This is a genomic window from Leeuwenhoekiella palythoae (assembly GCF_900130045.1).
Lineage (GTDB): Bacteria > Bacteroidota > Bacteroidia > Flavobacteriales > Flavobacteriaceae > Leeuwenhoekiella > Leeuwenhoekiella palythoae.
Window position 1 is genome coordinate 338,570 of sequence record NZ_FQXT01000002.1, and the last position, 24,940, is coordinate 363,509.

At 41.1% G+C, this 24,940-nt stretch carries 19 protein-coding genes; 10 read left to right on the forward strand and 9 right to left on the reverse strand.

Features of this window, described 5'->3' with window-relative positions:
* The first annotated feature begins 130 nt into the window (after positions 1–130).
* From BUA96_RS05040 to pyk, 5 genes are all read left to right on the forward strand, one after another.
* On the forward strand, positions 131–364 hold the full coding sequence (locus BUA96_RS05040; RefSeq protein ID WP_009778413.1) for an acyl carrier protein: 234 nt from the start codon (positions 131–133) through the stop codon (positions 362–364).
* Between the two features lie 19 nt (positions 365–383).
* Complete coding sequence (fabF, locus tag BUA96_RS05045) at positions 384–1,637, forward strand: beta-ketoacyl-ACP synthase II (RefSeq protein WP_072981030.1); 1,254 nt, start codon at positions 384–386, stop codon at positions 1,635–1,637.
* Positions 1,638–1,643: 6 nt separating this feature from the next.
* Positions 1,644–2,390 (forward strand): ribonuclease III, encoded by a 747-nt coding sequence (rnc, locus tag BUA96_RS05050; RefSeq protein ID WP_072981031.1) that lies wholly within the window; start codon positions 1,644–1,646, stop codon positions 2,388–2,390.
* A gap of 96 nt (positions 2,391–2,486) precedes the next feature.
* Positions 2,487–2,975 (forward strand): IPExxxVDY family protein, encoded by a 489-nt coding sequence (locus tag BUA96_RS05055; protein WP_072981032.1) that lies wholly within the window; start codon positions 2,487–2,489, stop codon positions 2,973–2,975.
* The gene (gene pyk / locus BUA96_RS05060) at positions 2,975–4,411 is read left to right on the forward strand and encodes a pyruvate kinase (RefSeq protein ID WP_072981033.1); all 1,437 of its coding nucleotides are present in this window, start codon (positions 2,975–2,977) and stop codon (positions 4,409–4,411) included. Before BUA96_RS05055 ends, pyk begins: the two co-directional genes overlap by 1 nt.
* Before the next feature lie 70 nt (positions 4,412–4,481).
* Here the strand turns inward: pyk and dinB are convergent, their stop codons facing one another.
* Positions 4,482–5,585, reverse strand: a complete 1,104-nt coding sequence (dinB, locus tag BUA96_RS05065) for a DNA polymerase IV (protein WP_072981034.1) — start codon at positions 5,583–5,585, stop codon at positions 4,482–4,484.
* Positions 5,586–5,695: 110 nt separating this feature from the next.
* Between dinB and BUA96_RS05070 the strand changes: the two genes are divergently transcribed.
* From BUA96_RS05070 to BUA96_RS05080, 3 genes are read left to right on the forward strand one after another with little or no spacing between them, the layout of a single operon-like run.
* A complete protein-coding gene (locus BUA96_RS05070) occupies positions 5,696–6,358 on the forward strand; it encodes an NAD(P)H-binding protein (RefSeq protein WP_072981035.1) in 663 nt (220 codons plus the stop codon).
* Positions 6,351–6,821: a CYTH domain-containing protein gene (locus BUA96_RS05075; protein ID WP_072981036.1), complete on the forward strand. Its 471-nt coding sequence runs from the start codon at positions 6,351–6,353 to the stop codon at positions 6,819–6,821. Before BUA96_RS05070 ends, BUA96_RS05075 begins: the two co-directional genes overlap by 8 nt.
* A complete protein-coding gene (locus tag BUA96_RS05080; RefSeq protein ID WP_072981037.1) occupies positions 6,812–7,309 on the forward strand; it encodes a YciI family protein in 498 nt (165 codons plus the stop codon). The genes BUA96_RS05075 and BUA96_RS05080 overlap by 10 nt, the downstream gene beginning before the upstream one ends.
* 92 nt (positions 7,310–7,401) lie before the next feature.
* Here the strand turns inward: BUA96_RS05080 and BUA96_RS05085 are convergent, their stop codons facing one another.
* The 6 genes from BUA96_RS05085 to BUA96_RS05110 form a co-directional block, all read right to left on the reverse strand.
* The gene (locus BUA96_RS05085) at positions 7,402–8,802 is read right to left on the reverse strand and encodes an efflux transporter outer membrane subunit (protein WP_072981038.1); all 1,401 of its coding nucleotides are present in this window, start codon (positions 8,800–8,802) and stop codon (positions 7,402–7,404) included.
* Between the two features lies 1 nt (position 8,803).
* Entirely contained in the window at positions 8,804–11,941 is a 3,138-nt protein-coding gene (locus BUA96_RS05090; protein ID WP_072981039.1) for an efflux RND transporter permease subunit, read from the reverse strand.
* A gap of 15 nt (positions 11,942–11,956) precedes the next feature.
* Positions 11,957–13,093, reverse strand: coding sequence for an efflux RND transporter periplasmic adaptor subunit (locus tag BUA96_RS05095; RefSeq protein WP_072981040.1), 1,137 nt, complete (start codon positions 13,091–13,093; stop codon positions 11,957–11,959).
* Positions 13,094–13,107: 14 nt separating this feature from the next.
* Positions 13,108–13,611 carry a GbsR/MarR family transcriptional regulator gene (locus BUA96_RS05100; RefSeq protein ID WP_072981041.1) on the reverse strand — a complete coding sequence of 168 codons (504 nt, stop codon included), beginning with the start codon at positions 13,609–13,611 and terminating at the stop codon, positions 13,108–13,110.
* Between the two features lie 91 nt (positions 13,612–13,702).
* A complete protein-coding gene (gene pbpC, locus BUA96_RS05105; protein ID WP_084673061.1) occupies positions 13,703–16,069 on the reverse strand; it encodes a penicillin-binding protein 1C in 2,367 nt (788 codons plus the stop codon).
* A gap of 8 nt (positions 16,070–16,077) precedes the next feature.
* Positions 16,078–21,651 (reverse strand): alpha-2-macroglobulin family protein, encoded by a 5,574-nt coding sequence (locus tag BUA96_RS05110; RefSeq protein ID WP_072981042.1) that lies wholly within the window; start codon positions 21,649–21,651, stop codon positions 16,078–16,080.
* Between the two features lie 434 nt (positions 21,652–22,085).
* Between BUA96_RS05110 and BUA96_RS05115 the strand changes: the two genes are divergently transcribed.
* Positions 22,086–22,586, forward strand: coding sequence for a CAP domain-containing protein (locus tag BUA96_RS05115; RefSeq protein WP_072981043.1), 501 nt, complete (start codon positions 22,086–22,088; stop codon positions 22,584–22,586).
* A 260-nt stretch (positions 22,587–22,846) separates the two neighbouring features.
* Here BUA96_RS05115 and BUA96_RS05120 read toward each other — a convergent pair whose 3' ends face one another.
* Together BUA96_RS05120 and BUA96_RS05125 are read right to left on the reverse strand one after the other, a co-directional pair.
* The gene (locus BUA96_RS05120; protein WP_072981044.1) at positions 22,847–23,167 is read right to left on the reverse strand and encodes an antibiotic biosynthesis monooxygenase family protein; all 321 of its coding nucleotides are present in this window, start codon (positions 23,165–23,167) and stop codon (positions 22,847–22,849) included.
* 5 nt (positions 23,168–23,172) lie between these two features.
* On the reverse strand, positions 23,173–24,231 hold the full coding sequence (locus BUA96_RS05125) for an isoaspartyl peptidase/L-asparaginase family protein (protein ID WP_072981045.1): 1,059 nt from the start codon (positions 24,229–24,231) through the stop codon (positions 23,173–23,175).
* A 110-nt stretch (positions 24,232–24,341) separates the two neighbouring features.
* Here BUA96_RS05125 and BUA96_RS05130 point away from each other — a divergent pair, with 110 nt between their 5' ends.
* The gene (locus tag BUA96_RS05130; RefSeq protein ID WP_072981046.1) at positions 24,342–24,875 is read left to right on the forward strand and encodes a 3-hydroxyanthranilate 3,4-dioxygenase; all 534 of its coding nucleotides are present in this window, start codon (positions 24,342–24,344) and stop codon (positions 24,873–24,875) included.
* Positions 24,876–24,940: the final 65 nt, after the last annotated feature.

Genomic DNA, 24,940 nt, shown 5'->3' on the forward strand with positions numbered 1-24,940 from the left:
TAAAAGTGCAGTTTGCGTTTTATGTTCAGGAGGAAATGTTTAAATTAACGACACATTTTAGATAGGTAATGTGGTAAAACGGTAAAGTTTGCTATTTTTGCCTCCTAATTAAAATTTAAAATTAAATATTATGTCAGACATTGCATCAAGAGTAAAAGCCATCATCGTAGATAAACTTGGCGTTGATGAGAACGAGGTTGTTGCAGAAGCTAGCTTCACAAACGACCTAGGAGCAGACTCGTTAGATACAGTTGAGCTTATTATGGAGTTTGAAAAAGAATTTGATATTCAGATTCCAGACGACCAGGCAGAAAATATCGCGACTGTAGGTCAAGCTATTTCCTACATAGAAGAAGCAAAGTAAGAAGAAAGCAAATTACCATATGGAGTTAAAGCGAGTTGTAGTAACAGGTCTTGGTGCGCTTACGCCAATCGGGAACAATATTGAAGAATATTGGGAAGGGTTGAGTACAGGTAAAAGCGGCTGTGCTCCTATTACTTATTTTGACACAGAAAAGTTTAAAACCAAATTCGCTTGTGAGCTCAAAAATTTTAACGCTCAGGACTATTTTGACCGAAAAGAAGCTCGAAAGTTAGACCGTTTTGCACAATATGCATTAGTGTCTTCTGATCAAGCGATTAAGGATGCAGGAATAGATCTTGATGTCGTAGATAAATTTAGAGTTGGTGTGATTTGGGGAGCCGGTATCGGCGGCCTAGAGACTTTTCAGGACGAAGTAATAAACTTTGCCGAAGGTGATGGTACTCCTAGATTTAATCCCTTCTTTATTCCAAAAATGATCGCAGATATTGCCCCGGGTAACATCTCGATCAAACATGGATTTATGGGGCCAAATTATACCACGGTTTCTGCATGTGCGTCATCTGCCAATGCATTGATAGATGCACTAAACTACATACGTTTAGGGCATTGTGATATCATTGTAACAGGAGGTAGTGAAGCAGCGGTAACAAAAGCGGGTATGGGTGGTTTTAATGCAATGCATGCCCTTTCGACCCGTAATGAAGATCCCGCAACCGCTTCAAGACCCTTTGACGCTACACGAGACGGTTTTGTTTTAGGTGAAGGTGCCGGTGCGCTTATTCTTGAAGAATATGAGCACGCAAAAGCACGTGGCGCCAAAATTTATGCCGAGGTCGTAGGAGGCGGAATGTCTAGTGATGCACATCACATGACCGCACCGCACCCTGACGGAATAGGTGTAGAGCGCGTAATGCTTAATTGCTTACGTGACGCAAACATCAAACCGGAAGAGGTAGATGCCATAAACACTCACGGTACGTCAACTCCACTGGGAGATGTGGCCGAGCTTAAAGCGATTACCAAAGTATTTGGAGAGCACGCTAAGGACATCAATATCAATTCAACAAAGTCAATGACGGGACATCTTTTAGGTGCAGCAGGAGCTATTGAAGCGATTGCTTCAATCCTTGCGATGGAGCATGGTCTTGTACCACCAACCATCAATCATACGACTGTTGATGAGAACATTGATAGTTCTTTAAACCTTACGCTTAATAAAGCACAAAAGCGCGAGGTTAATGTGGCGATGAGCAATACTTTTGGATTTGGAGGTCACAACGCTTGTGTCTTATTTAAAAAGTATAGCGAATAATCTCAGATGAGTGTAATTCGCAACATATTTACTTCCCGTCCTGAAAAGGGCGGGAATTTTTTTGTTACCGTCAAAAAAATCATAGGTTTTAAACCAAATACGCTAAGGCATTATGAAGAAGCATTTACCCATAGGTCTATGGCGCTTCAAGATGATAAAGGCAATGCCTTTAATTATGAGCGGTTAGAATTTTTAGGCGATGCGATGCTGGGTGCTGTGATTGCCGCCTATTTATTTGATGAAGTGGGCAAAGGCGATGAAGGCTATTTGACAAAAATGCGCTCTAAAGTAGTAAGTAGAGAGCATCTTAATGAATTAGGTCGGGATCTCGGACTATTAGGCTTGGTGAAATCGGCTATTCCTAAAGAGAATTTTGGAGCCAACATTCACGGGAATCTTTTTGAAGCGCTCGTCGGAGCTATATATCAAGATAAAGGCTATAATTATGCTAAAAAGTTTATCAATAAACGAGTGATAGACCCTTATGTTGATATTGAAAAGTTAGAAGGCCGTGTTATAAGTTATAAAAGCTTACTTATTGAATGGTGTCAGAAAGAAAAGCACAGTTTTGATTTTGATACGTATGAAGACACTGGTCAGGATGTAGTACGTCATTTTTCGGTGCGGTTGTCAATAGATGAGAAGCAAGTGGCGAAAGCCAGAGCAACTTCAAAAAAGAAAGCTGAAGAAAAAGCGGCAAAGCGCGCCTACTATGTGTTTCAAAATAAAATAGATGTGCATCGCTTTAACTAAAATGGCAGGCTACTACTAGTCATTTTTACATTTAGATAAAGCCTAAGCCTATTATATCTCTTATAGTTTGATTATATTTAACGCTTATTTAAGAGTATGGCTGCCCTCAAACTTTTGCTAGATGATGCGTTTGATTTTGACTTTAGCTTAATAGCAATACACTGTTCTTTAGAAGATTATAGGCTTGCTTTTATGGCTAATAAATATGCGGGCTTACGCTTAAAAAGTTCAAAAGACGTTGACTTTTACATCAAAAAACTAAAATATAGCTTTGCCTCGTTTAAATATGATGATCAAAAAAACTATCAAACCTTTACTTTGATAGCTAATAAATATAAATTAAAACAAGCACAACGCTTGGTAACCAGCGATTTGTTTGCAGATTCTGAGTCAGAGCACTACAAAACAGTTAACTTGATTCCAGAAGTTAAAAATGCAGATTATCTTTTAAAAATAGAGAGTGACAACGGCAAGTCTCCCAGATTAAAATTGCTTGCTCACTTGAATCAAATACCACAAATAATTACCGCTTACGAGGTTGAGGTAAGCGCGTTAAAATCTAAACAAAATTTAATTTTTGAATAATGTCAAACACAAAGAAAACTAAAATTGTTGCTACACTAGGTCCTGCTACCAGTAAGAAGGAAGTCCTTCACAATATGATCAAAGCAGGTGTAGATGTTTTTAGAATTAACTTTTCTCACGCCGACTATGATGCGGTAAAAGAGCGTATAGATATGATACGCAGCCTTAGCGAAGAGTTTGGTTATAACACAGCAATATTAGCAGATTTACAAGGTCCCAAATTGCGAGTTGGGATTATGAAAGATGAAGTTGTAGTTAACCCGGGAGACAAAATTATCTTTTCAACAAAAGAAGAATTTGAGGGCACTAAGGAGCGTGTTTATATGAACTATCAGCACTTTCCTCGCGATGTAAATAAGGGAGAGCGCATACTTCTGGACGACGGTAAATTGATCTTTGAGGTTTTAAAGACAGATAATGAAAACGAAGTTGAGACTGTCGTAATTCAAGGCGGACCTTTAAAGTCAAGAAAAGGGGTAAACCTTCCTAATACTAATATTTCGCTTCCTGCACTTACAGAAAAAGATGTCGAAGATGCCATTTTTGCGATCAATCAAAAGGTTGACTGGATCGCCCTTTCTTTTGTGCGTCACGAAGGTGATCTAATTCAGCTTCAGGATTTAATTAAAGAACACTCTGAGCATAAAATCCCTATCATTTCTAAGATCGAAAAGCCAGAGGCAGTAAAAAATATAGATAAGATCGTAGCTTATAGTGATGGTCTTATGGTTGCGCGTGGTGATCTTGGTGTGGAAGTTCCTGCTGAGGAAGTTCCGCTTATTCAAAAGCAATTGGTACTTGCTGCTAAAAAAGCACGTATTCCGGTAATCATCGCAACACAAATGATGGAAACAATGATCGACAGCCTTACGCCTACGCGTGCTGAGGTGAATGACGTTGCAAACTCTGTTATGGACGGTGCAGATGCGGTAATGTTGAGTGGAGAAACCTCTGTAGGTAAATATCCTGTTCAGGTTATTGAGCGTATGGCTTCTATCTTAGCTAAGGTTGAAGATTCACCATTGATCAAAGTACCTCAGAATCCACCTCACATTCGTACCAAGCGCTACATCACAAAATCTATTTGTTATCACGCGGCGCTTATGGCAAATGATATTGATGCTAAAGCCATTACCACACTTACTAACAGTGGTTATACTGCATTTCAAATTTCAGCGTGGAGGCCTAATGCGCATATTTTAGTCTTTACCTCAAACCGAAATATTTTAAGTCAGCTTAATTTACTTTGGGGTGTTAAAGCATTTTATTACGATAAGTTTGTTTCAACCGACGAAACTGTGCGTGATGTAAACCGTATCGCTCGCGACAGCGGTTACCTCAACGTAGGTGATATGGTCATTAGCCTTGCGGCGATGCCTATCAGCGAAAAAGGTATGGTAAACACGCTTAGAGTACGTGAGATTCAAGGAAATTAATTACTCCTAATCTCTTAAAAATTCAAAGCTCTTTCCTGATCGGAAAGAGCTTTTTTATTGGTGCCGCTGGCTAAAATTCAAACTTGAGTTGTACTGCGATTTCCTTTTTTTCAGCGGGTTTCTCGCGTTTATCTTCGGTATTTAAATTGGCTAGCGTTATACCTAATAAGCGCACGCTGTTTTCCATCTTTTCCTGATACAGAAGTTCTTTTGCGGTCTCGTAGATCACTTCTTTAGACCTGATGTAATATTGAAGTGTTTTGCTTCGGGTTTTCAGCGTAAAATCGCTGTATTTTATTTTGAGCGTCACTGTTTTGCCGGCAACATTAGATTTTTTGAGTCGGCGTTCTATTTCTTCAGCGATATTCTCCAGGCGTTCAAGCATAAAAATTTCCGAAGAAATATTCTCGCTAAAGGTACGCTCTGCACCTAAAGATTTTCTAATGCGATGCGGTTTCACTTCGCTCAGGTGAATACCACGCACCACATTGTAATAGTGGTTTCCACTCTTACCGAATTTCTCCTGTAAAAATTCTAGACTTTTGCTTTTTAGGTCATTTCCTGTAAAAATACCCAGTTGATACATTTTTTCGGCGGTAACCTTACCTACACCATAAAACTTTCTGATGTCTAAAGCCTCTAAAAACGGAAGCACTTCTTCTGGATTGACCGTTTTTTGTCCGTTGGGTTTGTTTACATCACTGGCAACTTTAGCAATAAATTTGTTGATAGAAATTCCTGCGGAAGCATTGAGTCCGGTCTTCTCTTTGATTTTAGCACGGATTTCTTTTGCGATCAACGTGGCGCTGGGATTTCCCTTTTTGTTCTCGGTGACATCCAGATAAGCCTCATCGAGGGAAAGCGGTTCTACAAGGTCTGTATATTCGTGAAACACCTCTCGAATTTGTCCGCTGATCTCACGATAGCGATCAAAACGCGTTTTTACAAAAATAAGATCAGGGCAAAGTTTACGAGCCAGCGCACCGGCCATCGCACTACGAACACCAAATATACGCGCCTCATAGCTTGCAGCACTTACTACTCCGCGTTCAGAGCCGCCGCCAACAGCAACAGGCTTTCCGCGCAAATCGGGGTTGTCCAATTGCTCTACAGAAGCGTAAAACGCGTCCATATCAACGTGTATGATCTTTCTACTTTTAGGAGGTTCTTCCATCAATTCTGCAAATTTAACTACAAAACTTCAGCCAAACTGCGCGACCATTTGATACTTGTGCGATTATAAAATCAAATTGTACCTTGTATACTCATATTTAGATACAGACTTTGAAAAAAACAGCACTCATTCTCGGTATTACCGGCGTTACAGGTACGCTACTTGCGAGACATCTTTTTGATGATGATCGTTTTGAAAAGGTAATCAGTTTTCATCGCCGTAAATCGGGTTTGCAGCACCCTAAATTAGAAGAGCATATTGTTGATATGTTTGAGTTAGACAAACATCAAGATAGGTTTAAGGCAGATGTGGTTTTTTGCTGTGTAGGCACTACGCAATCTAAAACCAGCGATAAAGAAACCTACAAAAAGATCGACTACGGAATTCCGCTGGCGGCGGCAAAACTTTGCGTAGCCAATGGTATCGAGCGCTTGGTTGTGATTTCGGCCTTGGGGGCAGATCCTGAAAGTAGGGTGTTTTATAACAAAACAAAAGGTGAGATGGAGCGTGATGTTTTAGCCGAAAAACCAAATAACACGTATTTGTTAGAACCGGCATTGCTAGCTGCAGAGCGAGAGGAAAAACGAACCTCAGAAAAAATAGGAATTATGGTCTTTAAGGTACTCAATCCGTTTTTGATTGGCCCGCTGAAAAAATTTAGAAGTATCAAACCGGAAGCTTTAGTGAAAACGATGCTCTATTTAAGTTTCAATTCCTATGAAAACGCCCGAATCACTTCAGATGAAATTCAAAAAATAGCTGATAATGCTTGAAATCGAACGAAAATTTTTAGTCAAAACTGATGCTTTTAAGGCGGAAGCATTCCGTGAGCACGTGATAAAACAAGGTTATCTCAACAGTAATCCTGAGCGTGCCGTGCGCGTGCGTATTAAAGACGACTCGGGTTTTTTAACTATTAAAGGGAAATCAGATGACACAGGAACCACGCGATTTGAGTGGGAAAAGGAGATAAGTAGGGAAGAGGCCGAAGCCCTGCTCAAATTATGCGAACCGGGAGTTATTTCTAAAGTGAGATTTCTCGTGAAAGCGAGGCAGCACACCTTTGAGGTAGACGAGTTTTTTGAAGAAAACCAAGGCTTGTATCTGGCGGAGATTGAACTGCAGTCAGCTACCGAAGATTTTAATAAACCAGACTGGTTAGGGGAAGAGGTAACAGGAGATCCACGTTATTACAACTCGCAACTCAGTAAAAATCCGTTTGTATTATGGAAGTAAAAATTATGGTTAAAATAGGACTTTTGAGCCTTCTGTTATGGGCGTGTAAGGAAAAGGAAGCCGAAAAAGAGGTTCCTGTGTTGAAGAAAGAAAATAGCAAAACGGTTTATGAACTACAAGCAGAACTTAAAGAAGCGGGGTATCTGACGATGAATTATGTTGATGAGAAGACTAGAGATACTGTGATTATGCAGCAGTATTTTATCGCATTTTTAAAAAGTGGTCCTAATCGGGATCAGCCAAAAGATGTTGCAGACAGTCTTCAGAACCTACATTTAGAACACTTAGGCAGAATGTATGAGTTGGGCTACGCGGATATTTCGGGGCCTTTTGGTGACGATGGAGAAATCCGCGGAATTACAATTTATAATACTCCAACACAACAGATGGCAGATAGTCTGGCGAACCTTGATCCTATGGTGCAAGCCGGAAGGTTGCAGATTGAAATTCATCCGTGGTGGGCAGCAAAAGGCTTTCCGTTACGGTAATAATCTACTTGTGTGACACCCATAAAAAAATCCGAAGTACTATGAGGCACTTCGGATTTTTTACAATTCAGGAATGAAAGGCGATTTTAGATTTATTGCCAGCCTCCGCCTAAGGCTTCATAAAGATCAACTACAGATTGTAGTTGCGTTAATCGTGTATCTATTAGGTCAAGACTTGAGTTGAGCGCGTTTTCTCGCGCGGTTAACACCTCTAAATAATTAGCAAGACCATTGTTTAACAGCTCTTCAGAATATTCGGTAGCCGTATTGTAAGATTCAAACTCGTTGCGCTTTACTTCTAATTTTTCAGTTGAAGCCTGATAGGTGTATAACGCGTCAGAAACTTCCTGAGAAGCAGTGAGCAAGGCTTGCTTAAATTGAAGGCGTGCTTGCTCCTGTTGTGCTTGAGCCACTTCATATTGCGTTTTAATAGCTCTTCGGTTAAAAATAGGCTGCGTTAGTCCGCCAATAAGTGTAGCAAAAAGCGAATTTGTATCAAACAATTGATCTAACTGTAGCGCTTGCAAACCGCCGGTCGCACTCAAGGTAAGCGAGGGGTAAAAGCTGCTACGCGCTACATTAGTAAGTTCAAAAGCGTTGATAAGTGCAAATTCTGAAGCGCGCACGTCAGGTCTATTGCTTAACAACTGAGAAGGAACTCCGGTTTTTAAGGGAGTTTCTATGCGCTGCTCACGTAAACTTCCGCGAGTGATAGCGCCCGGTTGCTGTGCTAAAAGAATAGAAAAACTGTTCTCTAGCAAGCGTATCTGATTCAATAAATCAATTCGTAAAGCTTGAGCAGTATAGAGTTGCGCTTCGGTTTGTTTAACACCTACTTCGGTTACATTACCAGCCTCTTTTAAGGCTTTAGTAGTTTCAAGACTGCTGCTGCGCGTTTCAATGGTTTCTTCGGTAACGCGCAATTGCTCATCTAAAGCCAAAAGCTGATAATATGAGGAAGCGATCATCGCCACCAACTGGGTTTTTACAGCCTTGTGCGCTTCTACAGTTTGCAAATACTGCGCTCCGTATGCGCGCTTATTACTTCTGATTTTTCCCCAGATATCGGCTTCCCAAGAAAGGCTTCCGCTTAATTCATACTGATCAAGAGAAGAGAACAAACCACCAAACTGACTATTAGAAGAAAGCTCTTGGTGCGTCAATTGTGCGGTAGCATCAAGTGTTGGGAAATATCCTGCCTTACCTTGTTTAAAATAAGCCTCTGCGGCAAGAATCTGTTGTACCGCAACTCTGATGTCTATATTGTTCTCAAGACCAGTCTCGATATAAGACTGTAAGGTAGGATCAGAAAATAACTCTTTCCAGGAAACCACCGCCATATTTGTGCTGTCTTGCTTAATAGCATCGGTGCGGTAGTAGGTTTCATCGATCAATTCTTGAGGACGCTCATATTCCTTAGCTGCAAAGCAAGAGGCCAGCAGCATAGGAACAGAAGCGATTAACAATAATCTATATATTAATTGCTTTTTCATATTAATGAGTTTCTTCGGTTTGAGTTGGAGTTCCTGAGATCTTTTCTTGTAGCCACTGGAACATGATGTATAAGATAGGGATGACAAAAACACCAAGCAGGGTTCCTATCAAAAGACCACCTACCGCACCGGTACCAATAGAACGGTTACCTTCGGCACCAACACCAGTAGCGAGTACTAAAGGCATTAAACCTAGAATAAAGGCAAAAGAAGTCATTAGAATAGGTCGTAGTCGTGCCTTAGCACCATCAATAGCAGAGTCTACTATAGACTCCCCGTTTTTACGCCGCTGTATGGCAAACTCTACGATTAGAATCGCATTTTTGGCCAGCAGCCCCACCAGCATTATCAGTGCAATCTGGAAGTAGATGTTGTTCTCAAGACCCATTACTTTAGTAGAGAAAAAGGCTCCAAAAATACCTAACGGAAGCGATAAGATCACGGCTAACGGCAGCAGGTAACTCTCGTACTGCGCCGAAAGTAAGAAGTATACAAAAACCACACAAAGTAAGAATACCACTATAGTTTGGCTTCCGGCACTTACTTCTTCACGTGTAAGACCTGAATACGCGATATCATAATTATTGGCAAGTTTTGCTGCTTCGGCTTCAACAATAGAGATACCGTCTCCCGAACTGTATCCCGGGTTCATCGAAACATTCACTTTTGTTGAATTGAATAGGTTGAAACGCGTAACCGCTTGTGGCCCATATACACGTTCAAAACTTACATATTCGCTCAATGGTGTCATATCGCCGGCACTGGTTCTGATATACATAGAGTTCAAATCATCAGTATCTGCGCGGTAGTCAGGATACGCCTGGATGTACACACGGTATTGTTTACCAAAGCGAGAAAAGTCTGCTGCGTAAATTCCACCAATGTAGCCTTGTAGCGAAGAGAATATATCGCTGATCGCAACACCGGTCTGTTTTGCCAGCGGTACATTGATATCCATTTGATATTGTGGGTATCTGGTGTTGAACGAAGACTGTGCATATTGAACTTCAGGGTGCGCCATAATGTTACCCATAAATTCTTGATTAGCCTGGTCAAGATCTGTGATTGAGCCACTAGCACGGTCAAGTAGATTTACTTCAACTCCAGAAGAAATACTAAAACCTGGAATACTCGGAGGCGCAAAGAAAATTATGTTGGCGTCAGGATATCCTGCTGCAATTCCAAAGAGTTTTGCAGTAATCGCATCTACAGAAAGCGAATCTTCTCCACGTTCTGAGAAGTCATTAAGTTTGATAAATCCTAAAGCGTTGTTGCTACCTTGACCACTGATCAAACCACGCCCTGCAACGGTACTTACACCTTCAATACCCGGCACATCTTTAATCTTGTTGTATAAGTCGGTTACCGCTTCATTAGTACGGTCAAGAGACGACCCCGGAGCAAGAGAAAGATCTATAAACAATACTCCACGATCTTCATTAGGAACAAATCCTGTACGTGTAGTAGTGGCAGACCAATAGATCCCTACACCAGCTAAAATAAGCATAGCAAAAGTGATCCACTTTCTTTTGTATAAAAATTGAAGCGAACTTCCGTAGCGTTTAATTGTGGCGTCAAAACCTTTATTGAACTTGTCATAAAAACGCTGAAGGAAGCTTTTTTTCTTATGTTCTTCCTCTTCATCATGTGCTTTTAAGAAAAGTGCACACAAAGCCGGACTCAACGTTAATGCGTTAATCGCTGAAATTATGATCGCAACGATTAGGGTAATACCAAACTGCTCATAGAAAACCCCGGTAGGTCCTGTGATAAAAGTCACCGGAATAAATACCGCAGCCATTACCAGCGTAATCGAGATGATCGCTCCCGAAATTTCGTGCATAGCAGTCGTCGTCGCAGATTTGGCACTTTTTGCTCCTTCGTCAATCTTTGCGTGAACGGCTTCAACAACTACAATCGCATCATCAACCACAATACCAATAGCCAGTACCAGTGCAAATAACGTAAGTAGGTTTATAGAGTACCCAAAGAGATTCAGGAAGAAGAACGTACCAACAATAGATACTGGTACCGCAATTGCAGGAATTAAGGTAGATCTAAAATCTTGTAAGAAGATAAATACCACAATAAATACCAGAATAAAGGCCTCGATTAAGGTATGTGCCACTTTTTCAACAGAAGCTTCTAAGAATTCATTGGTGTTATACGGAATAAAAACCTCAAGCCCTTCCGGAAGGTTGGCCTCAATGGTTTCTAATTCGCCCATTACGGTTTCAATAATTTCCTGAGCATTAGAACCCTTAGTTTGATAGATCGCAAAACTTACACTTGGGTATCCTTTTGTCTGCGAACTCGCACTATACGTTTGTGCATCAAGCTGAATATCTGCAACATCTTTTAATCTTAAGAATTGGCCATTGTCAAGAGCTTTAATGATAATATCTTGATATTGACCTTCTTCTTTATAGCGCCCGGGATATTTAATGGTATATGAAAAGGTTTCCCCATTGTTTTGTCCTAAGGTACCGGCAGCTGCTTCTAAACTTTGCTCGTTAAGTGCTGCAGTAACATCGGCAGGTACGAGATTATAAGCTTTCAAACGATCTGGCTTTAACCAAATACGCATTGCATAATCTTGCTGCGAGAATACGTTAACATCACCTACACCATTAATACGCTTAAAGGCAGGCACTACGTTAATGTTAAGGTAGTTGTTGATAAAGGTCGCGTCGTATTCAGGGTTTGTTGAATACATAGACATAAACATCAATGATCCTGTCTGGCGTTTTTGAGTAACAACACCCGCTTGTGTTACCTCTTGCGGTAAAAGCGGACTAGCAAGTGCCACACGGTTCTGTACGTTTACCGCATCAATATCTGGGTCTGTGTCCTGATCAAAATATACCGTGATTTCAGCAGTACCATTATTGGTAGCAGTAGAAGTAATATAGTCCATTCCTTCAACCCCGTTGATTTGTTCTTCAATAGGGATTATCACACTTTCTAGAATGGTTTCGGCACTGGCACCGGTATAGGTAGCAGTCACCTGAACGGTAGGCGGAGCAATATCAGGATATTGTTCTACCGGTAATGAGGTAAGTCCTAGTACTCCCAGAATCACTATGATAATAGAGATTACGGTAGAAAGTACAGGTCTTTCTATAAATGTTTTTAACATGATTTCAGCTTCTTTTTATTGAAATAATTTCTCCACAGGTTTGGCAATACTGTCAAAAGGAACTTCTTGAGGTTCGAGTGCTGTGCCGGGACGTACTTTGTTAGCCCCTTTCGCAATAATTTTGTCTCCGGCTTGTACGCCAGATTCTACCACATATAAATTTCCAATGGTAGCACGCGTAATTATTTCGGCTGTCTGGGCTTTGTTGTCATCGCTAACTTTGTATGCAATTATTTTACCTTGTTGCTCAAAAGTAGAGTTTAGCGGTACTACAGGTACATCTCTATATTCGATTGGAATTTTTAAGGTCCCGCTGTTACCGTTAGTGATAAGTTGGTTAGGGTTGTCAAAAATAGCTCTAAAGCTAACCGTACCGGTAGTACGATCTACTTGCGCTGTAACCGTCTGAATCTTACCTTTTTGCTCATATTCTTTACCATTGGCAAGAACGAGAGTAACCTCCGGGAAATTTTCAATTTTTTCCTGAAGTGTGGCACCTTCAGTTTTCTGAATAAAGTTTAAATACTCAGACTCATTCATTGAGAAGAAAGCATATACCTGCTCAATATCAGCAACTGTGGTAAGTGGTGTAGTATCAGTAGGTCCTACCAATGCTCCTTCGCGATACGGTATCGCTCCTACATAACCGTCTACCGGACTTTTTACCGTAGCATAGCTAATGTTTGCTGCGATACTTTCATAATTACTTTTAGCCTGCTCTAGTTGAGCTTTAGCAGTTTCTAATTGCACATTACTAATAATGCCTTTATCTACAAGAGGTTTTAGCTTGTCAACTTCTACTTGAGCAGCATTTACATTGGCTCGTGCAGCATTGGCATCCTGGCTCAAAGATTGAGTCTCTAGTTTAAAGAGCGCCTGACCTTTGCGCACCTTTGCTCCTTCATCAACAAGTACATTAGAAATATAACCTTGTATTTTAGCACGCACGCCGCTGTTTACAATACCTTCTATACTGGCAGGGTATGAACTGTAACCGGTAAGCGTTTGTTGCGGGATACTAATTACAGGTAATTTTTGCGCTTGTTGTGCTTGCGCCTGACCCTCACCAGATGACTTGTCTTCTCCACAGGAGGTAGTAACAAGAACTCCCAGTAGGGCGGGAATGAGATAATTAAATATTCTTTTTTTCATGGTTGAGGATTTATTTATTGTTTGTTCTTTTCTAAAAGTCTTTCGCGTATGCGTTTTAAAGATTCACTCGCTTGCTCTAGATAGTTGAGGTAATCCAGATGAAACTCGAGGTCAAAATGCAAATCGATGTTTTCAGGATCTACTTGATTTATCTTCTCTTTATAATTCATTATTGCGATATGAAGATGCTTTTCTTTCTCCCAAGTATCTAGCATTTCCCCCATATGAATGATCATACTGTTCGGGTTCATGATGAAATACTTCTTGCGATCTCCACAAACTGTGTAATAGGTGATGGTTTTTAAATGCTGAAGGTTGTTAAGATGGGTAGAAACCGTGCTTTTACTGGCTTGAAGATTGGTGACCAATTCTTCAAAAGTGCAGCCTTTTTTTCCGGTTAGGATCAAAGTCGAAACAATACGCGCAGCAAGTGGCGGTATATTATCCTTTTTCTCTATATGAACACCTAGGCGTTCTATCAACAATTGTTTTTCTTCATTCAGCGCTTCCAACTCCATGTCTTGATCATTTGAACGAGCAAAATTAGTATTGGTTCGGAAAAAACCGAACCAAGCGTACTATAAAATTTTGTTAAGAGAAAAGTTAAAACTAGGCAGGCCTTATTTCTAACGTTTGCGCCTGCGTGTTGCCCTGCGCGTCAGTTGCCGAAATCGTGTATTTTCCGGGCTTTAAAGCCATGGAAAGCTCATGAAATGTAGTTGTAGACCCCACATAAATGCCATCTAAATACCAATAAACCGTAATGTCAGGATCACGATGTGCAAGTTTGAAAACTACTTCTTGTGTGCCGCTGAAATCTTTCGGAAGTAAAATTTGCTCTCCTTTTTTAGGAAAAATAAAGGCCATCACAGCTTGTTCTTCAGGGGAGCATCCCGGCGCAAAAGGAGGTAGGGTTTTATATTCCGGATGTAGCGGTGCGTAATAATATTCCCAAACGGTTGGCAGATCAAACCAGGGTTCTGCAATGAGTTTTCCTATGGGGTAACAGTTCGCGTTGACTTGTAAACTACGCGCTTCATTTAAAATTACTTGCTTATGGTAGGAGCAGGCCATTGTGCGCGTTCCATTTTTAGGAATCCATTCTGTTGTGGTTTCTGGGCAATACAACCCGGCAAGATTTCCGCTTTGCGTGCAAACTGAAGCTTCTACAAGTTCGTCATAAGGTGTTTCAAACCAAGAAGCATTAGGCAAAAGGTTGAGCACGTCAAAAAGAATGGGCGCTGCTGCTTCGACGCCGGTGATTCCCGGTCTGCCTTCTCCGTCTGCATTACCTACCCAAACCCCAATAGCATATTTTGGAGTCACCCCTACTGCCCAGGCATCTTTAAATCCATAGCTGGTTCCGGTTTTCCAGGCTAGCGGTTGCGCATCGGTAAAAAACTCCCAGTTTTTTGAGCCCTGAGGGCGGTTCACTTCTTTTAAAGCTTCTAAAGTTTTGTATATCGCTCCCGCGTCAAGCACTTCAGGATTCGGCATTTTTTCGCCATAATCATAATTTGAATCTTGAATGTACACAGGCTCTTGAAATGCCTGCTGCGGATATTCGCTCGAAGTATTATTGAAGTGATTGAGTGTTGCTGCTAATCCGGCGTAAGCGTTGGTAAGGTCCCAAAGATTGCTTTCGGCACCGCCAAGAATCAAGGATAATCCATAATAATCTGCCGGTCGCTTGATGGTTTTAAAATGCAACTGATGCAGCTTATTGTAAAATTTTTGGAGTCCGTATTCTTGAAGAAGCGTTACAGCGGGAACATTGAGGGAGCGCGCTAAAGCTTGAGAGGCAGGCACAGCACCTTGATAACTCTGATCAAAATTTTGCGGATTGTACCCGTTGATACTCGTGGGTACATCAGCGACCAAGCTATGAGGTAACAATTGGCCTTCACCCATTAAAGCCGCATATAAAAAAGGCTTTAATGTACTGCCGGTGCTGCGGTTGCTGCTGATGATATCTACATAGTTTGCGTGTTCTTTAGTGGTAGGAGCGTTGCCTACATAACTCAACACCTCTCTGGTATTTACGTCAAGAATCAGAACAGCTAAATTGTGTATTTGATTTTGATTCAGTCTATAATGGGCTTCTTCGGTGATTTGATTCACGCGTTTTTGAAGATTGAATTGCAACGTGCTGTTGATGCGCTCGCCTTGATGTTCCCGGGCCAGTCTTTCGGTGAAATGCGAGGCGATATCCGGAAGCTCTAAAGGTTTTCCGGGAAGACTTTCTGCAATAGCCAACTCGTAAGTGGTTGCATCAATAATGCCTTCTTTATTTAGTTTTTTTAAGAGGCGGTTTCGCTTAGCTTCAAAAATCAATTCGTTTTTCCCCGGAAATACAAGCGCCGGAGCATTGGGAAGCACCGCGAGTGCCGCTGCCTGGCCCCAGCTGAGCTCGCTAGGCTCAATGCCAAAATACCGCCAACTGGCACTTTGCAGGCCCACGACATTACCACCAAAAGGAGCTTGGGAAGCGTAAAAATTTAAAATTTCTTTTTTAGAGTAACCGGCCTCTAAACGTGTAGCAAGAAAGGTTTCAAGAAGTTTTTCAAAATATGTGCGGTCAGGATTGTTGCGGGAAAGCCGTATGACTTGTTGGGTTATGGTGCTTCCTCCACGTCTTTTAGAAGTGGTTAGGTTTTGCCAAAAAGCTTTAGCCATGGAAACAGCATTAAATCCGGGGTGCTTATAAAAATAGGCGTCCTCAAAATTTAAAATACAAGTCTCAAAACGAGGAGGAACTTCATCAATCGGCGGAAATCTCCATTGTCCATCTTGGGCAATACGCGCGCCCATAAGTTGACCTTCGGCGCTGGTAACCACGGTGGCGGTTGGGGTATTAAAAAGAGGTTTGGGTAACGCAAATAACCACAAGGTAAAAACAACTAAAAGCACTGCTAGCGCAATTTTATACTTGTTGCACCAAGCGTAGAGGTTACCGCGAAGGCTTCTGAACTTCAAACCGACTCTTATTGTTTTACTTCAACCCATTGCCCTTTTGAACGTGCAAAATAATCCCGATCGTACATCGCCTCTACTTGAGTACCCGGAAGATAATAGGTTCCTAAGAAGGAAGCATTGAGGTCTACCGTAAAGGTGCGCGTTGCATTAGGCTTTAGATCAAAGTAGAAATTCACCCGATCATCTCTAATGTCTTTATAGCGTGCTTGACCACTGGCACCACCATTTAGACTGGTGAAACTTGTATTTACAATTTCCCATCCACTCGGAAAAATTTGAGATAAAGCCACATTGTCAACGGCGTTTAACGTAGGATTGGTCACCGTGATTTTTGCGGTAATTCCGGTGGCTTGTCGCAGATTGCTGACGTCTATTTTCTTGCCGTTTCCGTCTAAGAATTGGGTGTTTAGAATCAAGTTGTTTTGGCTTGCTAGCTCCTTGCCTAAAGGTAATTGCCCCTGTTGGATCAAGCTTACATAGACACGATTGCTTTCTTTGTTTTTAATAGTCAGGGTATTCTTTCCTTCAGTAACCTTTAGCGCTTTTCGAGCAAATCCTTTAGCGGAACTTAAGGTTTGATCTGCTGCCGTTACGTTAATGGTTTTTCCGCCGTTGGCGATTAACATCTTAGACAAACTCAATAACGCAAAGGCCGTAGTTTGTGTGCTGTGCCAAGTGGCGGCGTTTAGTTCTTTAGCAATACTGTTAGCCAACTCATTTTGTCTGGTGTCATTCAGTAAAACCATTGTTTCTAAAGCCATCGCTTTATTTCTTAAGACAGAACCATAAGTGTACTGAAGTTCTCTTTTTGTAGCAAAATCTAAAGATGCGTTATTAACGAGTTCTTGTGCCACTTGTTTTTTACCAGCTAACGCATAGGCAGCTGCCAAGCGCCATCTGGAATCATTGTTCAATTCACCCGATTCTCGCAAGCGGTTCATCGCAGCCAATTCCGGCTGCCCGGCTAGAGCTAAGGTGTAAAGTCGGTATGCTTGAGTCAAGCTGCTGTTGTATGCGGTAGCAACATTGCGCCATTGTTTAGCTGCATTTTTCTGATAGTTCAGCCAGTTAGAAAGAAAGGTTATAGGCGGAGCATATCCTTGCTTTTGGGCTTCTAAAATAAAATGACCGGCATAACTGGTAGCCCAGGCATCAGACTCTCGTTCACCCGGCCAGTAGCTTACACCACCTGATGGATTTTGCAGCATACCAAGACGATCTAACGTCGCTTTGATATTTTTCACGGTTTCTTGATTTTGAGAGGTTTCTAAATCAAAGATCGATGCAAGATACAGCTGCGGGAAGCCACTTGAGGTTGTTTGTTCAGCACAACCATAAGGGTAATCTATCAAATATTGAAGACGTTTGGTAAAGTCTATTTGAGGTAAGGTAGAGAACTCTAGGGTTGCACCATTGCTTCCAGCAACACCAAAGGGCGTAAAATCTACAGACAATTTGGCATCGGGCTCCAGCGTATAATAGGTCGCTTTCTGTGAAATAGGGTTTGGGTTTTCTACATCAAGAGTCACCTCATAACTGGCCTGTTCACCGCCTCCTTTTGCGACGATCTCAAAACGCTGAGGTGCTTGGGCTTCAAGTACCTCAAACTCAAAATTCACCATAGTTTCGCCGGGCTGGCTAAACGTGATTGTTTTCGATTTACTGCCAATTGCTTTGAGGGCGCTGCTGCTTTTGACGGTTATGGTAGCTTGCTTCACTTTATCGTCCATTGCAAAAACCGTGACGGGCAATGTGAGTTGTTCTCCGGGAGCCAATCTGCGAGGAATAGACGCTAAAACCATTAGAGGTTTACGCACCGGAGTTGTTTTTTCGGTGGTTCCATAGGCGCCGGTGGTGTTATCTCCTGCAATTAACATCGTGCGTACCGAGCCCACATAATTAGGCATATGCAATTTATGAGAGGCGGTCTTGCCTGCTTCTAAATGAAACGGGCCTAAAAATTGTACTACCGGTTTAAAACGCTGTGCTTTTCGGTTTTTAGCACCTGCGGCCATATCACCACCACCTATGGCATAAATATTATCAACACTTCCCGAGTAAGCGCCAATAACATAATCATAAATATCAAATGTTTTAACCCCTAAAGCCTGGCGGGCATAAAATGCTTTGTGAATATCAGGTGTTGCAAAACGTGTTAGATCAAGCAATCCCTCGTCAACCACGGCCAAAGTATAAGTCATCTCTTTATTTGACGCTTCGCTGACTTTGATGGTATAATCGGTTTCGGGTTTTAATTCTTGCGGCATGCTAAGTTGAGGTCGCAATACAGTTTGCGGATCTTCTACTAATAGCGGAATGACGCCATAAAGGCGTATGGGCCTGTCATTCAATGTTTGTGCGTGTGGTTGCAGCAGGCTGATGTGTACGTAAACATTTGGAGCCATCGCCTTGGTGATCGGGATGCGTACTACCGTTTCTTCTTTGGTGGTTTTTACCCATTGTTTTGAAAGAACTTCAGTACCATTTTCTAAACTTACCAATGCGTTTCCGGCTTCTGCGGAAGGAAATTTTATCACGGCTTCTTCGCCTACAGTGTACTGTTCTTTATCTGCATTGAAGATCAGCATTTTTGCGCTTTCGGCATTTGCCGAAGGTGCATTGCTCCAATTACGGTAAAAATAGGTGATGAGTCCGGTAGCATGCCCGGATTCTTTATCTATCACACGCAGTAAATAACGGCCACCATCTTTCTCGGGAACATTGATCTTTGCTGTGGCTTTTCCTTTAGCGTTAGTGGTTACTTCAAAATCTTGAACAGGTTTATACACCGAAGTATTGTCATACCGCGATAGATTATCGTAGCCGCGACTGTACCACCAGCGCCATTCCATTTTAAACAGTTGAACCTGCAGGCTGCGATTAGGGGAAGGTTTGCCGGTTTCAGTAAGGTTTACGAGATCAAATTGAATGTCTTCATCTGTAAAATAAGCATCATATTTTTGAGGCTCAGGTGCTTTAAGCCCTACAAAATGGGTGTATGGAGCGATCGTTTTAGAAAAAACATCTACCGAAAAATCGCCACCTCCTTCAAAGACCTTGGTCAAAAAGTTGGCTTTTAGCATTCCCGGAGCTTTGTTACTCAATTCAATTTTTTGATTGAAGTTAAGTTTACCATTGGCATCAAGCGTTTTGTCTTTAAGCAGCGGTAACTCTACTTCAGAAAACTTTCGCACAGGATCTATAAAACGATACTGCTCATAATTTTTAAAGGAAGCTTCGGTAGCTGTTAAGGTCGTAGTTAGCTCAGCTTTTAAGTTTCGGGCTGCGGCGCCATGAAGCCATTGGGCAGAAATGCTTCCGGTAAGTGGTTCTTTAGTCGATAGTATTTCAGAATTAAAATCAAGAGCGATTTTTAATCGGTTGGGTTTTACTGTAGCAATGCGTAGGGTTTTTGAAAATTGAACTCCTCCCACGCTTATGGTCGCGTGCCAATTTCCTGTAGGATCAGTGCTTTGAGTTGGGATTGGAAAATAATAAAATCCGTGGCTGCTTCCGCCGGAAACATTTTTATTAGTCAAGGTTGAACTCAACAAGGTGCGCTGCACTAGTTTTCCTCGCGCATCTGTCACTTCGAGTTTTACAGGGTGTTCTTTTGGTAATGGGTTGGCAATGTCGTTGAGAACAAAGCTAAGATGGATGCTGTCTCCTGGGCGATGTACGCCGCGTTCAGTATATATAAAACCGCGCAGACCTTTTTGCAGTTGTGTTCCGGCAATATTAAAATTACTTAACGATAGCGCATTCCCATCATCTAGCTTGGCATAAGCAAAATTGTTGCGTTGTTGTGCGACCACAAAGGCTGCATTTTTATCACTTTTAAATGAAGCAAAACCTTTTAAATCTGTTTTTAGATTTTTAATAAGTTGCTGTTGATAGTTGTAAATTCTGATGTCTACCCCTATTTCCGGAGCAGCGGTCAGGAGGTTACTGGTCACAAAGTCATAGGAGCCGTTGTCACTTTCTTTTACGATTAAACCAAGATCAGAACCTATAATGTTAGTCTGTGCAAATCGCTCTTCATTGTAATAAGCCGGGTGGCAAGGGTTGTCCTCTTCTTCCCAGTTGTATACTCTATTTCGCCAAGAATACAATTCGTTATCCCAATAACGCTCTTCTCGTTCTTCTTCCTCGTTATCTAGATTGGTCTTGTAATAATCTTCATAAGATTCTTCAAGATAGATGTCTTCTTTACTTCTGGTAATTTCTTCAGCGTCATCGCTACACGGGTACAGGCTGTATTTTTGATCAAAACTGAATTCAACCCGATACATAGCCCCGGGATCTGCTTTAAATAATTCTGAAAGATCTACGGCATAGGCTTTCCATAATCCGGTTTGGCCAATGCTGTTATTGATTAGAGGAATGGTTTTTTTAGCGACGCGTCTTCCTACGCGCTGTAAATCATAAGTCGAAGTGCTGTTCAGATTTGACTCCTGTAAATACTGAAGCATATTATCTTCAAAAACTTTGATCACACGCACGTCAACCGCAGATAAATTTACTGCCTCAAAGTAAAGTGGTGTTTTCATCGAAGCGGGTAAAATGCTTCCTTTAGAGAGTAGGCGTACTTGAGGTTTGAGTTGTTGAAAAGATATTTTTTGAGCGTAAGTAGCTTGTAGTGCCGCTCCTTCTGCATTTTTAATTCCTCTATTTAGCGTGAGGTCTAACGTGCCAGAAACCGGTTGCTTGGGATAAATATTGAGCACATTACCCTGTACTTCGTAACGCAAATTTGTCAAACTGTCTAACTGAACCAGCCCTTCAAAGTTCTGTTCCATCATCAGCGGATCAGAAAAATTAACGGTTATTGCACTTTCCGGACTTAAAGCACTTACTACATCAACCACAGTAAATTGAGCTTGGCCGGGAATATTTAAGGTACTTTGACCTTGCGTAGTACTTTCAATAGGTTCACCATCCCAAGCTATGCGTATTTGCGAATTCTCTTTTTTACGGTGAATACTGTCTATAGTGAAATTGAAAAAGGTGCCGTTTTGTTGCTCATTCGGCCAGTCGATGTGCAGATTTTTTCCTTCTTGAGAAGCGCGCACGAGTTGACTGGCTAGTGTAGCATCAACCTGATCTGAGGTTTCTACAGAGCCCGTGAGGTACTGCCATTCTTTAGAATACGACTGAAGATTGCCTAAGTTCAGCTTAAAATTAGGGGTGATGGTTTTAAACCCAAACGTGTAATTTTTGTATTCGGGATCTATGTCTTCAAAAAACCGACTCAATTTAAGTGTTACGCTGTATTCTGTGTCCGGGCGTAAAGGTTCTTCGGGCTTAAAAAGCAGGGTTGAGCCATTTTCTATATAAAAGGAACCTTCAGTCTTAGGATTGATTATCAGATACTCTGACGGAATTTCTTGATTATTTTGGTACTGGTCAGTGGGCTGAGCTAGAACCACGCGAATGGGTGAGGCAATAGAAACCTCGCCAAACGTATTGAAGGCGATATATTCTTTGAAACGAAAAATATTATCGGGCTCAGGTTTTGTTTTTGTACAGGAAAGTACAGAAATAAAGACGAGAGCGATATAGAGAAATTTAGTGGTTTTCATAGGAAGAAGTATCAGAATACTTTAAGAACTGAAAATTACTGTATTTATCGTGGAAGTACTGTAATTGTTTACAGATTTTACTAGGGCATTAGCAAGAAGAGCGTTGCTAAAGGTCTTGTTTTATTGTACTTGTATAAAATTTATATCCAAATGCGACTCAATTTGTCTTACAAAATAAGAGTTGATAAAACAAACAACGAAGAAATACATTTAATTATCGATGAAATGCATAGTTTTGCATTGGTAATCGATAAAGTACATTTTTAAATCATCGATAAAGTGCATTTTAGAACGCTATAAAGTGTTAAATTTTAGCTTAAATTTGTTAAAATTAGACAAAACATCGATGAAATACACAAAATAACGGTTGAAGTGTTGTAGGAACAAAAAATCCTACTTATGTTTGTGCCAACATAACTCATAAACCCCAAATCATGAGAACTTTTACAACCAACTTGTTGGCGATTACTTTTGCCATTTTCCTTACCAGCTGTTCACAAGATGAAGAGCTAATGACTACTAATGATGAAGCAACATTAGAAGTTTCTGCAGATCTAACTGTTGAAGACGCTTTTGCACAAGAAATTCTTGTGGAAGTAAACAAACACCGCTCAAGCATTGGCCTTTCTGAATTAGCCTTTAACAACGATTCTAAAGTGAAGGCGATTGAGCATTCAAAATATATGGCTACTAAAAATGAGATCAGCCATGATAATTTCTTTCAACGTTCAGATTATTTAAAAGCAAAGGGTGCAGCACGTGTAAGTGAAAATGTAGCTTACGGATACCGTAGCGCACAAGAAGTAGTTGCTGCTTGGTTGAAGAGTGAAAGCCATAAAGAAGCGATTGAAGGTAACTTTACCCATAGCGGTCTTTCGGTTGTGAAGAATGAAAAAGGTATTGCATTCTTTACTCAAATTTTCATCACAAAATAAAACGCTTATAATTTTAAGCAGTTTACCCCCCCAAAAAATCTTAAATCCCCCAATGACCTGACCCAACAGGTCGCAAAATCAATTACGACACACAACATATTTACAAAATTTACAGCTTTAAGTTGGTTTTGTTATGTTAGATGCAGCAGGTGGGGGCCTGCTGTTTCGCTTTTCTCCTCGCGAGAATTACTTACTGAAAAACCCTTAAGTTTTTACTTAAGGGTTTTTTCATGATAAAATAGTTGAGGTAGGTTACTACCTTAGTTTTCCGTATTAAAATGATATTCACGTTCTACTTTACACACGCGTACCGAATATTTTGAATACCATTTGTCCTTTCCGGTTTGTTGCGCTACGAGATGATCTACTTGATTTTTCCAGCCGGCGATGGCGGCTTCGGTTTTCCAATAGGATATGGTAATCCCTAGTTCGCTTCGGGCGTGTTCCATTCCCAGATAACCCGGTTGCTCTTGTGCAAGGGTTTCCATTTTGCTAGCCATTTCGGCGTAGCCGGAAGTATTTTCAGTTTGAATTGATGTAAAAATTACCGCGTAATACGATTGATCTTCGGTGAGCTCCACGAGAACTAGTTTTCGTTTTCTTTGTAAATACCAAGAGTCAATTCGCCTTGGTCATTCATATAAGCACGGTACATTCCTTCGGTATTAAATTCCATCGAAGGGTTTCCGTAGTGATCTAGTGCTACGATCCCGCCGGTACCACCAAGTTTGGTCAGCTTTTCTTGAATTACATTTGCTGTAGCTTCAGACAGACTTTTTTCAGCATATTCCATTTGCGCGCTGATATCGTAAGCCACCTGACCACGGATGAAATACTCCCCCCAGCCGGTTGAAGACACACCGCAAGTTGCATTATTTGCATACGTCCCGGAGCCAATGATTGGCGAATCACCGATGCGGTTATAACGCTTGTTGCTCATCCCTCCGGTCGAAGTTCCTGCGGCAATATTTCCGTTTTTATCTAATGCTACGCAGCCAACAGTACCAAATTTTTCATCCTTAATATAAGGATCATAAAAAGCAGTTGCTTTACTCAATGAATCTTGCTTTTCGCGATCAAGCGCACGTTGCAGTGCATCGTATCTATTCTGAGTAAAAAAGTAAGACGGGTCAACGAGTTCAATGCCTTTTTCTTTAGCAAAAGTTTCTGCGCCTTTGCCGCTAAGCATCACATGTTCAGAATTTGTCATTACCTCATAGGCCAGATTGATTGGGTTTCTCACTGTGGTAACGCCGGCAACCGCGCCCGCATTTAAAGTAGCACCATCCATAATAGAAGCGTCTAGTTCATTTTTACCATCGTGAGTAAACACCGCACCTTTAGCCGAATTGAACAGCGGAGAATCTTCCATCACATTTATAGTGCGTTGCACCGCTTCAAGACTGTTTCCACCATTTTTAAGGATCTCATAGCCAGTTTTGATGGCCTCAGTAAGCTTAGCTTTATAAGCCTGTTCCATAGAATCAGTCATATTCTTTTTAAGAATCGTGCCTGCTCCGCCGTGTATGATGATGGCAAATTCTTGTTGTTGGGGAGTTGGTTTAACAGTTGTTTGAGGAGCGTTTTCTTGTTTACAAGCGAAACACAAAAAACTTAGCAATAAAACAGTTAGCAATGACTTCATAAAAATTGAATTTTAAGCTTCTAAAATACAGAAAAACCTTCGAGAAACTCTGTGTCACTATTGTTTTATCCCACTTTATTATGTTGTAATTTTAGCCTAAATACGAGATTATGGCTATTGCAAAACCTTTTAACTTAATCCAATGGGTTGAAGAAAACCGGGATTTATTAAAACCACCGGTTGGGAATAAAAATTTATATAAAGACGCAGATGATTATATCGTGATGGTGGTTGCGGGACCTAATGCCCGAAAAGATTATCATTATAATGAGACCGAAGAGTTGTTTTATCAACTAGAAGGTGAAATCGAAGTACACGTGCAAGACGAAGGCGAAAAGCGAAAGATGAAATTAGGTCCTGGCGATATGTATTTGCATCCTGCAAAAGTGCCTCATTCTCCGGTGCGTAAAGCTGGTTCTATAGGTCTTGTTGTTGAACGAAAACGCGCAGATCTTTACGGAAAAGACGGTTTATTATGGTTTTGTGATAATTGCAATCACAAACTCTATGAGGTTTATTTTCCGCTGAATGATATCGAGAAAGACTTTTTAAAACACTTTAAAGTATTCTATGGAAGCGAAGAATTACGTACCTGCGATAATTGCGGTACGATGATGGAAGCTGATGCTCGATTTGTAGAATAGTAGGAATGCTATATGATTTAAAAATGCGCTGTTTTAGGCGCATTTTTAGTTTGCTAATCTTCTAA